Raw genomic sequence first — 15,537 nt, forward strand, 5'->3', positions numbered from 1 at the left:
GACTGTGTACTGTGTATGGATCCAACCGTGACACGTAGGCTCTCTGTTGGCAATGTTGCACGTCATTTGCCATAGTTTAAGCTCAAATACTCAGTCTTATTAGCATAGAGTTCGCGTTGAGTGGCGAAATTTTATCGGTTTAAAAAAGATAGTCAAATACTAGTTATTTAGCCATTTAGCGGTATAAATGTTTTGACTTCTAACTTTTGTTCATCTAACCTTTTAGACGTCTAAACATCTAATTCATCCAGGTGACCTATGAGCCAAAGCAACAAGTCAACCATAGCGGTACGTACAGGCATAGATGCCGATAAGCATCATGGTGCGGTGGTGCCGCCGCTTTATCTGTCGACCACCTATTCTTTCGCGGATTTTGATAAGAAGCGTGATTACGATTACGGTCGCAGTGGTAACCCTAATCGCGATATTCTTGCGCAAACACTGGCGGAACTGGAAGGTGGCGCTAAGGGGATCATTACCGCAACGGGTATGGCCGCGGTTCACCTGGTGACTCAGTTACTGAATGCTGATGATACCTTAGTGATCCCACACGACTGTTATGGGGGCAGCTATCGCTTGTTTACCTCTCTGGAAAAGCGCGGTTTGCTCAAGGTTAAAGTACTGGATCTGACGCGCAGCGACAGCTTGCAGGAAATTCTGGCCATTAAACCTAAGCTGGTCTGGATTGAAACACCGAGCAACCCCATTTTGCGCTTGACGGATATTCAGGCTGTTGTGGATGTCGCCACGCAGTGTGGTGCGCTGGTCGCTGCTGACAATACTTTCTTGTCGCCGGCACTGCAAAACCCCATCGCATTTGGCGTCGACATTGTGGTCCATTCCACCACTAAGTATATCAATGGTCACTCGGATGTTGTGGGTGGGGCTGTTATCGCTAAAACCGAGGAGTTGGGTGATGAACTGGCCTGGTGGGCCAATAATATCGGTATCACGGGCGCGCCGTTTGACAGTTACCTGACTTTACGGGGTTTACGTACGCTCAATGTTCGCCTTAAACAGCATCAGGAAAATGCGCTGGCGATTGCACGTTACCTTGAGCAATCAGAATTTGTTAGTCAGGTTTATTACCCAGGGCTGGAAAGCCATCCTCAGCACGCACTGGCGAAACAGCAGCAACAAGGCTTCGGTGGCATGGTGAGCTTTGATATTAAAGGGGATCTCGCGGATGCCGCTAAATTCCTGACCAGTGTGAAGCAATTCTCTCTGGCGGAATCTCTGGGTGGTGTTGAAAGCTTGATTTGTCACCCGGCGACCATGACACATGCGGGTATGGACCCGGCCGCACGGCTTGAGGCGGGTGTGGGCGACACACTGATCCGCATTTCGGTGGGGATTGAGGAAATCGACGATTTACTAGCAGACTTTGAGCAGGCATTTGCCGCGGTGAAGGCCGCACAAGGCAACTCCAGTGACAATGCGAAAGCATTTAAGCTCTCGCCAGCACATACGGCATTGTGGTAGAAGAAATGACAAAAGCAGTACATAAATTCGGCGGGTCGAGCTTAAGCTCGGCTGCTCGCTATCAGGCGGTTGCCAATATCATCATTGGACAGTGCCAGAGTGGTGACTGTATCGTGGTATCGGCAGCAGGCAAAACCACCAATACCTTGGTTGCCTTGTGGCACAGTTATCAGCAGCAGGACGAACGAGCCTTTAGCGATATCTTGCTGCAAGTGGAAAACCATCAGTTGCAGCTGATTGATGAGCTATTTTCCGCAGCGCAGCAATCCTCGCTGGTCTCTGAATTACGTGATGAGCTGAGCAGTATCGGTCGCCAGGCGCAGTCGCGTCAGCTACTTGAAGCCCCGTTATTGGCGTTTGGCGAGATCTGGTCAGCACGTTTATTGGCTGCCTTGTTGAACACTTTGAATATTGCCGCTCAGGACATTGATGCACGCACTTTGTTTACTCAGCATCAGGGACAGCTGATGCACAGTCAAAATCGCAGTGCCTGTCATCAGGCACTCGATCAGGACAAAATTTATGTGGTGACAGGGTTTATTGCTGCTGATAGTGCTGGCAATACGGTGACATTAGGGCGCAATGGCAGTGATTATAGCGCTACATTATTGGCCAATTATTTAGATGCCGCGTCAGTGTCAATCTGGACTGACACGCCGGGTGTTTTTAGCACCGATCCGCGCAAAGTGGGTAATGCAATCAAGTACAGCAAAGTGTGCCGTGCTCAGGCTAATTTGCTGGCACGGCTTGGCAACCCGGTGTTGCACGCAAAAACACTGTCACCACTTAAAGAAACCGCCATTAAGCTACAGGTACGCAGCAGCTTTGAGCCAGACGTGCAGGGCACTGAAGTGGTTAAGCAAGGTTACAGCAAAGAAAAGCGCTTTGTGACCACTTTTGGTGACCTGGATTTATTGCGGGTTGATACCCTGGTTTCGGGAGAAGTCGGGGCGCTTAGTCAGCTTATTCAGCATGGCATTCATCACTTCAACCAAAACGGTGAAGATTACCTATTGGTGCCTAGCGAGTTTACACATCAGGTTGTTTTACGCCTGAGTGGCCGGGTCACCATCGTCGAGTCACACCTACGTGGCTTTGCTGTGGTTGCACCTTGTCCGGACATTGCTCCGTTGGTGCGTCAGGCACAGACGGTGCTGGATGAACAGGCAGTGGTGGTGCGCTTCACTCACAGTGCCACAGACTATGCTTTATTCCTTACCGATCAGGCCATTGACAGTGATGTATTGGCTATTTTGCATGATAAACTGGTGAATAAGGGACGTGAACTGGCGGTGATCATCGCTGGTCTGGGCAACGTTGGTGAGGTCTTCCTGAGCCAGTGTCAGCAACAAATTACGCGCCTGCAAAGCCAGTTTGATCTTAAAGTGGTAGCACTGTTACGCTCACAGAAAATGGTGTTTTGCCCGAGTGGTTTAACTGTGTCGCAATGGCAGCAGCAGTGGCAAAGTGAAGCGCTGGATTACTCGCATGAAGAGTTGCTGGATCGCATCAGTGAGCTTGATTACGAACATAAGGTGGTGATTGATATCACTGCCAGTGAGACATTTAGCCAGCTGTACCCGGATTTTGCGGCCCATGATTGCCATTTGATCAGTGCAAATAAGTATGCCGGAACTGCGCAGCATGACTGGTATCAGGCATTGCGTACTCAGTTACAGGAACGTAATTTGCTGTGGCGTTATAACACCAGTGTTGGTGCTGGACTGCCAGTTAATTTTGCGCTGGCGGATCTGCAAAATAGCGGTGACAGAGTTGTGCGCATTGAAGGGGTGTTTTCGGGCACTTTATCCTGGTTGTGTAGCAGTTTTGATGGCACTCGTCCTTTCTCTGAGCTGGTTTTGGCAGCACAAGAAATGGGGTATACCGAGCCGGATCCCAGAGAAGATTTATCCGGTCGCGATATGCAGCGCAAGCTGCTGATCCTGGCGCGTGAACTGGGGTTACAGCTGGAGCTGGACGACATTGCATTAGAGGCGTTGATGCCTGAGACACTGGCTGAAGGCAGCTGGGACACCTTTTTGGCACGCAAAGATGAGTTAGATGCGTTTTATCAGCAGCGTCAGGAAGCAGCCCAGGCCGCTGATAAAGTGCTGAGGTATACCGGTGCCCTAGAGATTGACGCATCAGGAACAGTCCATGCCAAAGTGGGGATTGCACAAGTTGCTCAGGGGAGCGCGATTGCCAATTTGACCCCGGGGGACAACATTTTTGTGATAACCACCCAGTGGTATGAACAAAATCCTTTAGTGATTCAAGGACCTGGTGCGGGTAAAGAAGTCACCGCTGCGGGGATCCATTCCGACCTATACTGGTTAACACAGCAGCTGAGATAACAAAAAAGGCCAGTGATTGACACTGGCCTTTTTGCGTTGTGGTTTTTAGAACAGCTCTTCTGTATCCGGGAGTTGCTCTTCAAATGGCGTACTTGAGCCTGTTTCTAGCACGTATTTTGTTGGGGTTGTGCCGCGTTCAAAGTACTCGAAACGGCTGGTGTGGTCGTTACGCTCACTCAATAACCCGGTTTTTAAATCGATGCGCACAGACACCAGGCCCGGAGGTGGATCAATCGGTGCAAGTGGTTCGTCTTGTAACGCTGTACGCATAAACTGTACCCAGCCAGGTAATGCAGACGTGGCACCTGCTTCGGCACCGACCACTTGTTGTTTACCCAGGTTAGCGTTGTACGCGGCGCGGCCCAGTGATTTACCCGGATCGTCAAACCCGACCCAGACGGTGGTTAATACGTTGCGATTAAACCCCGTGAACCAGGTATCGACCGAGCTGTTGGTGGTGCCCGTTTTGCCAGCCAGATCTTTGCGTTTAAGCGCCTGTGCACGCCAACCCGTGCCGGTCCAGCCGGTTTTGTGTTTCCAGCTGCCGCCGCCCCAGATCGCGCTTTTCATCGCATCAGCGATTAAAAATGCATTTTGTTCCGAGATGATCCGCGGTGCACAAGTGTATTGATCGATTTCCCACTCTTCTTCACTACAGATGGTCAGTGGCTGGGCGGCTCCCAGAACGTTGCCGTAGCTGTCAGTGAGTTTTTCAATAAAATAGGTCTCGACCAAGTGGCCGCCATTGGCAAAGGCACTCATACCGCGGGCCATTTCCAGCGGCGTCAATGACGCACTTCCCAGAGCCAGCGATTCACTGCGCACAATGTCCTCGTTATTGAAACCAAACTTGAGAATATGATCGGCGGCTTCGTTGAGCCCCATACCCCGCAGCAAGCGTACTGATACAACGTTTTTCGATTGAGCCAGGGCACGGCGAATACGGATAGGGCCACTGTACACATCTGGGCTGTTTTTCGGACGCCAGGCGACGCCCATGCTTTTATCCCAATGATTGATCGGAGCATCATTGATGATGGTCGACAACGTATAGCCAGCCTCCAGTGCACCCGAGTAGATAAATGGCTTGATGTTTGAACCAACCTGGCGTTTGGCCTGAACAGCCCGATTGTACTGGCTTTGACGGAAGCTATAGCCGCCAACCAGGGCTTTAATGCGGCCACTTTGAGGATCCAATGACACCAGGGCACTTGCAGGCTGGGGCTGTTGGCTAAGTTGCCAATTCTGGTCTTTGTAACGTACCCAGATTTGCATACCTGTCGCGAGAATATCACTCGCTTGTTTCGGGGGTAATCCCTGGCGGCGTTCTGTGATGTAAGCACGCGCCCATTTTAATCCGGACCAAGGCACAGTGACTGAGGAGCCGTCTTTGAGCAACACAGTTGCACTTTGCTCCTCCAGTGCTGTTACAACACCAGCTTGAAGCGGGTCTATCTCTTTGACATTGCGCAGCCTTTCCAGGATCTGAGTAGTCGTCCAGGGGGCCTCCTCCGGCTGCCAGTATTGCGCCTGCGGGCCACGGAAGCCGTGTCGCATATCATAAGCGTGCAGGTTGTCGATCAGGGCTTGCTGTGCGGCGGCCTGAACATTGGATTCGACTGTGGTATAGACTTTAAACCCTGAGTTGTAGGCTTGGTCCTCACCATAGGTTTTCACCATGTAAGCACGGACCATTTCCGATATGTAGGGGGCATAGAGTTCTATTTCAGCGCCGTGGCGTTTAGCTGTGATAGGTGCCTGAGTGGCTTCGTTGTACTGAGCTTGAGAAATATAGCCTTCAGTCAGCATCCTGCCCAACACGACATTTCGGCGCAATTTAGCTCGTTGTGGGTTACGGATTGGGTTGAGCGCTGAAGGGGCTTTGGGCAGGCCAGCCAGCATTGCCATTTGCGCCAGGCTCAGCTCGTTTAGCTCCTTGCCATAGTACACTTGGGCGGCGGCCCCAATCCCAAAGGCACGATGGCCCAGTTCTATTTTATTGAGGTAAAGTTCAAGAATTTCGTCTTTATTGAGTAAGCGTTCGATATGTAACGCGATAAAGATCTCTTTCACTTTACGAATATAGGCCTTTTCCCGGGTCAGGAAGAAGTTTCGTGCCAGCTGCATGGTGATGGTACTGGCGCCTTGCTTTTTCTCCCCGGTACTGACCAGGACAATAAATGAACGCACAATACCGATCGGATCAATACCAAAATGATCATAAAAACGGTTGTCTTCGGTGGCCAGAAAAGCCTGGAGTAAAGGCTCTGGAATTTCGTTAATTTTAACCGGAATACGGCGTTTCTCGCCAAACTGGTTGATCAGTTTGCCGTCGCGGGTAAAGACCTGCATTGGGGTTTGCAGCTGTACATCTTTTAAAACCTTTACACTGGGAATGTCAGATTTGACATAGTAATAAAGGCCGAACAAGGTAAGCAGGCCCAGTGTCGTGCAAAGCAGTATAAGTTGTAGTAATCTTTTTAATAAATTCACGAATTTATCCCTAGCGAGACTCCCAATTACAATCGGACGCTGTTAGTATATCCTGATTAAAAAACGATTAATAATTTTTGCGTAAATTACTTTGTGCCTAAAGAAGGTGCATGGGAGTGTGGCCGAAAGTTGGCAAGTAGTATAACGCTTTTCGCCAAACTGTACCTAAATGACTAAACTCTTAATTAACACTGTACAGAATTCTGGATACTTGGGCTAACGGCATGTTGCGTCAATTCTTAAAAAAACAAGCTCCAATGATGGTCGGGGTAGACATAGGCTCACACTGTGTAAAGGCTGTTTTATTGGCTGAATCAAGCGCAGGGTACCGGGTTGAGGCCGTCGCCATTGAACCTTTACCCAAGGGGGCAATGAAAGAGCGCGCCATCCAGGATATTGAAGCGGTTGGTAAAGTCATCAGTAAAATACGTAAGCGTTTGCCAAAAACCAGTCACTTTGCCGCTGTTGCTGTCTCCGGGCAAACGGTTATCACTAAAATGATTTTTATGGATGTGTCGTTAAGCGATGCCGAATTAGAATCACAAATCGCGATTGAGGCCGACAGCCTGATCCCTTACCCACTTGATGAAGTCAGTCTGGATTTCGAAAAACTAACAGTGAATGAAGCGGATCCCTCCAAAGTCAATGTGTTGTTGTCCGCGGCCAGAACAGAAAGCGTGCAGGCCCGCGTTAGTGCACTGGAAGAAGCAGGCTTGAAAGCGAAAGTCGTAGATGTTGAAAGCTATGCCCTCGCGCGCTCCGCGGAAGTTTTATATGGTCAGCTTCCCTCTGATGCTTACGATAAGGTCGTAGGGATCATCGATATTGGCGCCGTGGTGACTTTAGTGAGTGTCGTACAGTCCGGTAAAACGTTATATACCCGGGACCAGGTTTTTGGTGGAGAGCAGTACACCAATAGCATTGTTGCGTATTACAACAAGAGCTTTGATCAGGCCGAGTTGGCAAAAACCACCGGTGATTTGCCGCCGAATTATACCTTTGAAGTGCTCGCGCCATTCCAGACCTCGCTGTTACAGCAGGTGCGTCGCGCGTTACAAATGTTTATGACGACCAGTGGTCAGGAGCAGGTCGACTACATTGTTTTAACCGGTGGTACTGCACAAGTGGAAGGGCTCGACCGTTTGCTTGTGGATGAACTGGGTGTGCATGCGATTGTGGCGGATCCGTTTGCGAATATGGAAATAGCGCCTAAAGTGGATCGAGGTGTATTGAATAATCACAGAGCGCAGTTTGCCATCGCAACCGGGTTGGCATTGAGGAGCTTTTCATCATGCCACATATAAATTTACTGCCCTGGCGTGAGCAGCAACGGCAGGCTTCTCAGCAAAAATTCCTGACCATTTTGGGGATCATCGTCGCAGCCAGTTTAGCGCTGATGTACGGTATTGGTGCATTTTATGACACCCTTAAAGAAGGGCAGGAAATCAAAAATCTTTATCTGTCCAGTGAGATTAAAAAGCTGGATAAGCGGATCGGGGAAATTCGTGGGTTGAACCAACAAAAAGAAAATCTGCAGCGCCGGATCCGATTGATTGAAGAGTTGCAGAGCAACCGTAATTTGGGCACCCAGATCATTGATGAAGTGACACGCGTTGTGCCTGCGGGCGTTTATTTGACGAGCCTGGAACGGCAAAAGAATATGATCAAAGTGATAGGTCGAAGCGAATCGAACAACCGCTTGTCGCAAATGTTGCGGGCTGTCGAGTCGTCCTATTTATTACGTGATCCGTTACTCCAGGGGATTGTCGCCGGTGAACGCGAAGAGCGATTACTGAGTAATTTCACAATGAATTTTTACGTTAAAACGTTCGCTCAAATGGAGAAAGAACGCGCCGAGTTAGCTCAGACAACGCAGGCGGAGAACTAGGCCATGAAACTAGACTTGAAGTCGCTGCAGGAGATCGACTGGAACGAAATTGAACTGGATAACATTGGCGAATGGCCAATGCCAGTGAAGGCTATTTGTTGCGCTGTGGTGGTGGTGATCATGCTGGTCGTAGGATACAGCATGTTAGTGTCTGCGTCGGTGGCAAGCTTTGAGCGTGCGGTTAAAAAAGAAGAAGAGTTGCGTACCAGCTATCGCGTCAAATATGGTCGGGCAAATAATCTGGAATTATATCGACAGCAGATGCAGGACATGGAAGCGCAGTTTTCTCAACTATTAAGAAAACTACCAACCTCGAATGAAACCCCGGGTTTGCTCGATGACTTAACGTATGTTGGTACGTCCAGTGGCCTGACGTTTCTAAAAATTGGCTGGCTACCTGAGATCAAAAAAGAATTTTATACGGAACTGCCAATTAATCTCGAAGTGGTGGGGACGTATCACGAGTTTGGTGAGTTTGTCAGTAAAGTGGCGCAGTTGCCGCGTATTGTGAGTTTGCACGATTTTCGGATTGAGGGGGCAGGCAATAATCAGTTGGTGTTTAGCGTGGTAGCAAAAACCTACCGCTACGAGCAGGAGACTGAAGAATGAGGCGTCTGCTGGTTTTGTTTGCGGTGATTGCACTGACAGGGTGTAACGATAACACCGCAGAACAGAAAGAGTTTATTGATCGGGTGCAGGCGAATGCAACCCCGAGCATAGATCCTATGCCCGAGATGGCCCGGTTTGAGCACTTCCCTTACAGTGCGGCTCAGCTACGCAGCCCTTTTGTTGCCCCGCAACCGGAAGTTATTGAAAGCCGCCTGGTACAGGTTAAAAATTGTCTTCACCCAGATCCGAATCGTCCCAGAGACCCGCTAGAAAAATACGCGCTGGACAACTTGATGATGAAAGGGACGATCACACGTGGTGAGACGGTATGGGCGTTGATTAGAGCTGGCGAGCAAGGTTTGTTCAGAATAAAGAAAAATGAATACATGGGTTTGTACCACGGTAAAGTGGTGAGCGTACAAGCCGACCATCTGGAGCTGATGGAACTGATCCCGGACGGAACGGGATGTTGGAAAGAGCGCCTGAGCAAAGTCGAAATGGTGGAAGCCGAGGACGTCGGTGCCAGTGAAGAATAAAAAAGGTGAAAATATGATTGCGCGCGACGGGATCAAACACGTTGTGAAAACTCTGATGGGTGGCGTTTTAATGGGCACAGCGTTATTCGCCCAGGCAATGCCAATGCTGTACGATGTGCGTTATAACCCGGTGCCGACCGGAGAGACTGAGTTACAGCTTGTGTTTGACGAAAAGCTGGCGATTGAACCCAAAGTCCAGGTGTTGAATGAACCTGCACGTATTGAGTTGTTTTTCCCGGATGCTGAATATGAGGAAAGCCTGGAACTGCTCAAAGTAAACCAAGCCGGTATCGAGCAGATCAAGAGCAGGATGGAGCAAGGTGGATTTGTCCTGAGTGTTGAAATGGCTGCGCTCAAACTCTACCGCACTGAGGTTAAGAATAATCTGGTGTATATTAAAGTTTCAGACCAGCCTATTCCGGTTTCTAGCGAGGATGCACAACCAGATACGTTGCACAGTGCAATGAATCGGATCCAGAATATAGACTTCCGGCGCACAGATAAGGGTGCCGCTCAGATCCTGGCCTTTCTGGACTCCAGTCAGGCGGCGATAGATGTGCAGGAGCGAGGCGGGCAGATTTACGCAGACTTTCATCATATTGCCATCCCGGATGAGCTATTATACGAGCTGGACGTTGTTGACTTTGGCACCATTGTGAGTACGGTTGAAACTTTCCGTGAAGAGGGAAAAAGCCGTTTGGTGATCAAACCTAATGGGGCTTTTAAGTTCAATTATCAGCAATTAGACAACATCTTTACTCTGACAGTAGAAAAAGATGAGCAGGAATTTTCGTATGCGGATACGAAAAATTATCAGGGACAGCCGATCACACTGAACTTTCAGGATATCCCGATCCGTTCTGTGTTGCAGATAATCGCTGATACTAATAACTTTAATTTGGTCACCAGTGATTCGGTTACAGGCAACATTACCTTGCGCCTGGATGGTGTACCTTGGGATCAGGCCTTGGACGTAGTGTTGCGGGTGAAAGGGCTTGATAAACGCATGGAAGGGGCGATTTTGATGGTGGCGCCGTCTGAAGAGCTGGCAGCCAGAGAAGCGAAAGAGTTGCAGGCGAAGCGTCAGGTTGAAGAGCTGGAACCTTTATATAGTGAGTACATTCAGCTTAACTACGCCAAAGCAGAAGAGTTCGCTGATTTACTAAAAACAGATGAAAATTCCATCATTAGCCTGCGTGGCAGTGTTTCAGTGGACAAACGAACCAATACCTTGTTGATCAAGGATACTTCGCGCAGCATTGAAAACGTCAGACGCATGGTCGAGACGCTGGATGTGCCGGTTAAGCAGGTACGCATCGAATCGCGTATGGTTACGGTGTCAGATAACATTCAGGAAGACTTGGGGATCCGTTGGGGATTTAGTGACCAGCAAGGGACAGACGCCATTTCTGGTTCGCTGGAAGCAACCAATAAGTTGTCTGGTGGCACGATCCCTGATTTGACTGAACGGTTAAATGTGAATTTGCCAGTACAAAACCCGGCGGGTAGTTTGGGCATGCATATTGCCAAGTTGTCAGACGGTACTTTGATAGATCTGGAATTGTCTGCGTTAGAGCAAGAGAACAAAGGTGAGATCATCGCCACACCCAGTATTACGACTGCAAACCAGAAAACGGCGCGCATCGAGCAGGGTACGGAGATCCCGTATGTGGAGTCGGCTTCCAGTGGCGCATCGACCGTTCAGTTTAAAAAAGCGGTACTGAGTTTAGAGGTGACACCGCAAATTACGCCGGATAATAAAATTATTTTAGATCTGGTCATAACCCAGGACACACGGGGTGATACAGTACAGACAGCCAATGGCCCGGCTGTGGCGATAAATACACAAAGGATCCAGACTCAGGTCTTGGTAGAGAATGGTCAGACGGTTGTGTTAGGGGGCATTTATCAGCAGGAAATGACCAATGCGGTGAGCAAGGTGCCTGTGCTGGGAGATGTACCCTACTTAGGTGTCCTATTTAGGAACACACGAGAAATCAATGAAAAGAGAGAGTTATTGATTTTTGTGACACCCAAGATCATGCATGATTCACTCTAGTCAGACTAAAATAACAATAATGGGCGTGAAAGTTACCTTTTGACTTGAAATCACGCATTGATTGCTGAGATAATCCCCTCCTTAATTTTGGGGCCAGGTCGTTAGGCGGGGTTTTATTTCAAATTTTAGAGTTCGTTTGTACTAAAAAGATATGGCTGAGAAACGTAATATATTTCTGGTAGGCCCAATGGGGGCTGGTAAGAGCACGATTGGTCGTCACATTGCGGACCAATTACATCTGGAGTTCTTCGATTCAGATCAAGAAATCGAGCGCCGCACTGGTGCTGATATCTCCTGGGTGTTCGACATTGAAGGGGAAGAAGGGTTTCGTCGTCGCGAAGAGACCGTGATTTCCGATCTTACCGAAAAGCAAGGCATCGTATTGGCTACTGGCGGCGGCTCGGTCATCAGTAAAGAGGTACGTAACAAACTATCTGCTCGTGGTATTGTGGTTTATCTTGAGACCCCAATTGAGAAGCAAGTAGCTCGTACCCAGCGCGATAAGCGTCGTCCTTTGCTACAAACAGAAGAAGATTCACGCGACGTATTAGTGCGTCTGGCAGATGAACGTGAACCACTTTATAAAGAAGTGGCGGATCATGTTGTACGCACAGATGAACAAAGCGCCAAAGTGGTTGCTAATCAAATCATTGAGAAGTTAGATTTCTAAACATGTAGGCTAGATAGGAGGTGACGGCACATGCTTGAATTAACAGTAGATTTAAACGAGCGTAGCTATCCTATCTATATTGGCCAAGATCTTCTTACCGATCAGGGGCGGTTATTGCAGCATATTGGCAATGCTCGCCCCGTTATCATCAGCAACGAGACCGTTGCGCCTCTGTATCTGGATACATTACTCACGCAGTTAGAAGGCAAAGCACCGCTTCATTTTTGCATCCCTGACGGGGAGCAATATAAATCTCTGGAGTGGTTTGAGCGCATTAACGCTTTTTTGCTTGAGCACAATTGCGGGCGAGATACCTGCCTGATCGCCTTAGGTGGCGGCGTTGTTGGTGATCTGACCGGGTTTGTCGCAGCTTGCTATCAGCGTGGAGTGCCATTTATCCAGATCCCGACAACCTTATTGTCTCAGGTTGATTCGTCAGTGGGTGGCAAAACAGCCGTCAATCATCCTTTAGGTAAAAATATGATAGGTGCTTTCTATCAGCCTAAAGCGGTGTTTATTGATACCAATACACTGAAGAGTTTGCCACCACGTGAGTTTGCGGCAGGCATGGCTGAAGTGATCAAGTACGGTCTGATCTACGATAAAGACTTTCTGACGCTACTTGAGCACAATGGTAATGCGCTGCGCGAGTTGGACACTGACCTGCTGATGCAAGTGATCCATCGCTGCTGTGCTATCAAGGCTGAAATTGTCGCACAAGATGAGAAAGAAGCTGGGTTGCGTGCGTTGCTGAATCTGGGGCATACGTTTGGCCATGCCATTGAAGCGCAGATGGGCTACGGTGTATGGCTGCACGGTGAAGCGGTCGCTGCAGGAATGATGCTAGCGGCTCGTCTGGCACAACTTAGAAGTGCATTGACAGAGCATGAAGTTGCGCGTATCGCGGCATTGCTAGAAATGTATCAACTGCCAGTTGCCCCACCCGCATCGATGACAACATTGCAGTTTATTTCCCATATGCGTAAAGATAAGAAAAACAAACAAGGTAAGATCCGCTTTATCGTACCCACCAGTCTGGGCAAGTGCCAGCTGGTCGATGACGTATCTGATGACACCTTAGGCCAGCTAATAGGGCACTGATGCAGTCGCAAATCTTACCGAGTCGTGCCGCTCTGGTCGACCGGATTGCAATGCAGTTTGAATATGGACAAAACCTGATCTGCCTGGTTGGTAACTCAGGGCTAGGTAAAAGTTATCTGGCTGAGTCTTTCATCACAGATAAGTACCCTGATTTTAGCAAAGCCTTTGTTAAATTGGGTGCGCATACCAAAGACACAGAGCTGGTTCAGCAACTGCTAGAAAATAGCTTTCGCGCACCGCTGGTCGATCACAAGTTGTCATTAAGTGAAAATTTCTTTGTTCTGTATAATGAGCAGCCTTGTGGCCCTTGCCTCTGGGTCATTGATGGTGCACGTCATCTGAGTGATGAGCTCATCCAGGAGCTTCAACTGCTGGCTAAAAAGGCCCCGGATACTCTGTATATTCTGGTAACTGGACAAGCCCCTAAGTTACTGCCTGAGGCGCTGGATATTCATCTGGAGCCCTTATCATTAATAGAAAGTCGCCGCCTGATGGCGATGTTTTTTCCAGAGCTTCCGCCTTCAGAAGACCCAATATTTAGCACCTTTTTGAGCGAAGCAGGTGGCAACCCCAGTATTTTGCTCGAATGGCAGCAAAATCAGCATCAATTGACATTGAAATCTAAACAAACAATGAGTAGTCGGCAATGGAAAGGGTTTTTGGGTGCTTTTGTTGTGATTACGGCCTTGTTTCTGGTCGCGCTGCTTTACCAAAAAGATTTGGCCGATTTATTGCGTCTGCAACAGGATGTTGGCGCAACCTCGGTTGAGGCATTGCCTGAGCCGACTGTGTTGACGGCGCAAGAGGCGCTCTCGGATGAAACCGCGCAGCCCGTTTCTGAGACATTGGCAGAACAATCAGAGAGTAGTGACACTCAGGCTCCTTTGCAGCATGATGTGCAATCTATACTCGGCGCGTTAACCTTGGATCACACTGCTGTGGACGCGCGTCAAATCGAAGCCAGTGAAGAAGGCGCTGAACACACTACCGAGTCTGACAGAGATGCACACAGTACACCCAATGCGTCGGCAGCAGTCGCACAAGTGCTGACGCAACCAGATATTCTGAGCGGCGATGCTGAGCACACAGACATCAATGATCAGATTGAAACGCCACAACCCGACATTATCGCAGAACCTCAGGTGCAGCCGGATCCGGTTTCAAGCTTATCGGACAATGCCTGGTTTATGGCGCAAGACAGTAATGCCTGGACAATTCAGCTGCTGGCAGTGACTGATGAGTCCGTGGCACGGCGATATATCGAGCAACATAAGTTGTCGCAGATCCGAACCGCTCAGGTTATGCGCGCAGGCAAGGCGTGGTGGTTTGTTACCCTGGCGCCATTTGCAACCTTAGATGACGCGAAACAGGCCCGGACTGAATTACCTGAAGCTGTGTTAGCAGGGCAGCCGTTTTTTAAACGTATCGTGCAAATTAAGCAACAAATCCAACAGTCACAAACGCAAAAATAGTGTAGAATCGCGCTACTTTGGGGTAACTAGTCAGATCATGCAAAAAAAGACCAGAGCTTTCTTAAAATGGGCAGGTGGAAAATATGCCTTGGTGGAAGAAATTACCAAGCGCTTGCAAGCCGCAAATGAAGAGGCCGAAACTCTGGTGGAGCCCTTTGTAGGGGCTGGTTCTGTCTTTCTAAATAGTCACTTCAAGCACTATATACTCAATGACATTAATGCGGACCTGATTAACCTGTACAAAGAGTTGCAACGCACTCCAGACGAGTTCATTAGTGATGCCAGAAAGCTGTTTGTTGATTTGAACAATCATCCCGATGCCTATTATGCGTACCGTCAGCAGTTCAATGAAAGCATTGATGTTTATGAGCGGGCTATTCTGTTTCTGTACATGAACCGGCATGGCTACAATGGGCTTTGTCGCTATAACCTGAAGGGCATTTTTAACGTGCCCTTTGGTAAATACAAGCGCCCCTATTTTCCGGAAAATGAGCTGTACTTTTTCTCAGAAAAAGCACAACAGGCAACCTTCACCTGTTTGAGTTATGAGCAGGTCTTCAAGCGTATTCCGAATAAGGCCGTAGTGTATTGTGATCCGCCCTATGTGCCGCTGAGTAAAACCGCCTCATTCACAGCCTATGCCAAAGGGGGGTTTAACTTTGACGATCAGGCACAACTCGCTAACCTGGCAGAAAAGGCCGCTTTTGAACAGCAAACACCCGTACTGATATCCAACCATGACACGGTGCTCACGCGCAAGATCTACAGCCAGGCTCACCTGGATGTGATCCAGGTAAAAAGAACCATTAGCCCTAAAGGCTCAGGTCGTAACCGGGTTGATGAGCTGATGGCCTTATATCACGAATGAGCGCA

General features: G+C 48.9%; 12 protein-coding genes. 11 read left to right on the forward strand and 1 reads right to left on the reverse strand.

Annotated elements, in window-relative coordinates; all coding sequences use genetic code 11:
• The first annotated feature begins 258 nt into the window (after positions 1 to 258).
• Positions 259 to 1,482 carry a cystathionine gamma-synthase gene (gene metB / locus CWC22_RS00990; protein ID WP_138537827.1) on the forward strand — a complete coding sequence of 408 codons (1,224 nt, stop codon included), beginning with the start codon at positions 259 to 261 and terminating at the stop codon, positions 1,480 to 1,482.
• A gap of 5 nt (positions 1,483 to 1,487) precedes the next feature.
• A complete protein-coding gene (metL, locus tag CWC22_RS00995; RefSeq protein ID WP_138537826.1) occupies positions 1,488 to 3,836 on the forward strand; it encodes a bifunctional aspartate kinase/homoserine dehydrogenase II in 2,349 nt (782 codons plus the stop codon).
• Between the two features lie 45 nt (positions 3,837 to 3,881).
• Here the strand turns inward: metL and CWC22_RS01000 are convergent, their stop codons facing one another.
• Positions 3,882 to 6,329, reverse strand: a complete 2,448-nt coding sequence (locus CWC22_RS01000) for a penicillin-binding protein 1A (RefSeq protein ID WP_138537825.1) — start codon at positions 6,327 to 6,329, stop codon at positions 3,882 to 3,884.
• Between the two features lie 224 nt (positions 6,330 to 6,553).
• Between CWC22_RS01000 and CWC22_RS01005 the strand changes: the two genes are divergently transcribed.
• From CWC22_RS01005 to CWC22_RS01045, 9 genes are all read left to right on the forward strand, one after another.
• Positions 6,554 to 7,633 carry a pilus assembly protein PilM gene (locus CWC22_RS01005; RefSeq protein WP_058796913.1) on the forward strand — a complete coding sequence of 360 codons (1,080 nt, stop codon included), beginning with the start codon at positions 6,554 to 6,556 and terminating at the stop codon, positions 7,631 to 7,633.
• Positions 7,621 to 8,217 carry a PilN domain-containing protein gene (locus CWC22_RS01010; RefSeq protein ID WP_125563071.1) on the forward strand — a complete coding sequence of 199 codons (597 nt, stop codon included), beginning with the start codon at positions 7,621 to 7,623 and terminating at the stop codon, positions 8,215 to 8,217. Before CWC22_RS01005 ends, CWC22_RS01010 begins: the two co-directional genes overlap by 13 nt.
• 3 nt (positions 8,218 to 8,220) lie before the next feature.
• Positions 8,221 to 8,826, forward strand: coding sequence for a type 4a pilus biogenesis protein PilO (locus CWC22_RS01015; RefSeq protein WP_049865187.1), 606 nt, complete (start codon positions 8,221 to 8,223; stop codon positions 8,824 to 8,826).
• Complete coding sequence (locus CWC22_RS01020) at positions 8,823 to 9,362, forward strand: pilus assembly protein PilP (RefSeq protein ID WP_125563073.1); 540 nt, start codon at positions 8,823 to 8,825, stop codon at positions 9,360 to 9,362. Before CWC22_RS01015 ends, CWC22_RS01020 begins: the two co-directional genes overlap by 4 nt.
• 55 nt (positions 9,363 to 9,417) lie before the next feature.
• On the forward strand, positions 9,418 to 11,421 hold the full coding sequence (gene pilQ, locus CWC22_RS01025; protein ID WP_416365170.1) for a type IV pilus secretin PilQ: 2,004 nt from the start codon (positions 9,418 to 9,420) through the stop codon (positions 11,419 to 11,421).
• Positions 11,422 to 11,572: 151 nt separating this feature from the next.
• Complete coding sequence (gene aroK / locus CWC22_RS01030; RefSeq protein WP_010386209.1) at positions 11,573 to 12,091, forward strand: shikimate kinase AroK; 519 nt, start codon at positions 11,573 to 11,575, stop codon at positions 12,089 to 12,091.
• A gap of 30 nt (positions 12,092 to 12,121) precedes the next feature.
• A complete protein-coding gene (aroB, locus tag CWC22_RS01035; RefSeq protein ID WP_138537823.1) occupies positions 12,122 to 13,192 on the forward strand; it encodes a 3-dehydroquinate synthase in 1,071 nt (356 codons plus the stop codon).
• On the forward strand, positions 13,192 to 14,664 hold the full coding sequence (locus CWC22_RS01040; protein ID WP_138537822.1) for an SPOR domain-containing protein: 1,473 nt from the start codon (positions 13,192 to 13,194) through the stop codon (positions 14,662 to 14,664). Before aroB ends, CWC22_RS01040 begins: the two co-directional genes overlap by 1 nt.
• A 37-nt stretch (positions 14,665 to 14,701) precedes the next feature.
• A complete protein-coding gene (locus CWC22_RS01045; RefSeq protein ID WP_125563081.1) occupies positions 14,702 to 15,532 on the forward strand; it encodes a Dam family site-specific DNA-(adenine-N6)-methyltransferase in 831 nt (276 codons plus the stop codon).
• Positions 15,533 to 15,537: the final 5 nt, after the last annotated feature.

The organism is Pseudoalteromonas rubra, assembly GCF_005886805.2.
Lineage (GTDB): Bacteria > Pseudomonadota > Gammaproteobacteria > Enterobacterales > Alteromonadaceae > Pseudoalteromonas > Pseudoalteromonas rubra_D.

Excerpts from the sequence above, each read along its gene's own strand:
- CWC22_RS01005 (WP_058796913.1), top strand. The coding sequence starts at position 6,554 with ATGTTGCGTCAATTCTTAAAAAAACAAGCTCCAATGATGGTCGGGGTA.
- CWC22_RS01040 (WP_138537822.1), top strand. The coding sequence starts at position 13,192 with ATGCAGTCGCAAATCTTACCGAGTCGTGCCGCTCTGGTCGACCGGATT.
- aroB (WP_138537823.1), top strand. The coding sequence starts at position 12,122 with ATGCTTGAATTAACAGTAGATTTAAACGAGCGTAGCTATCCTATCTAT.
- pilQ (WP_416365170.1), top strand. The coding sequence starts at position 9,418 with ATGGGTGGCGTTTTAATGGGCACAGCGTTATTCGCCCAGGCAATGCCA.
- CWC22_RS01045 (WP_125563081.1), top strand. The coding sequence starts at position 14,702 with ATGCAAAAAAAGACCAGAGCTTTCTTAAAATGGGCAGGTGGAAAATAT.
- metB (WP_138537827.1), top strand. The coding sequence starts at position 259 with ATGAGCCAAAGCAACAAGTCAACCATAGCGGTACGTACAGGCATAGAT.
- CWC22_RS01010 (WP_125563071.1), top strand. The coding sequence starts at position 7,621 with ATGCCACATATAAATTTACTGCCCTGGCGTGAGCAGCAACGGCAGGCT.
- CWC22_RS01020 (WP_125563073.1), top strand. The coding sequence starts at position 8,823 with ATGAGGCGTCTGCTGGTTTTGTTTGCGGTGATTGCACTGACAGGGTGT.
- metL (WP_138537826.1), top strand. The coding sequence starts at position 1,488 with ATGACAAAAGCAGTACATAAATTCGGCGGGTCGAGCTTAAGCTCGGCT.
- CWC22_RS01015 (WP_049865187.1), top strand. The coding sequence starts at position 8,221 with ATGAAACTAGACTTGAAGTCGCTGCAGGAGATCGACTGGAACGAAATT.
- aroK (WP_010386209.1), top strand. The coding sequence starts at position 11,573 with ATGGCTGAGAAACGTAATATATTTCTGGTAGGCCCAATGGGGGCTGGT.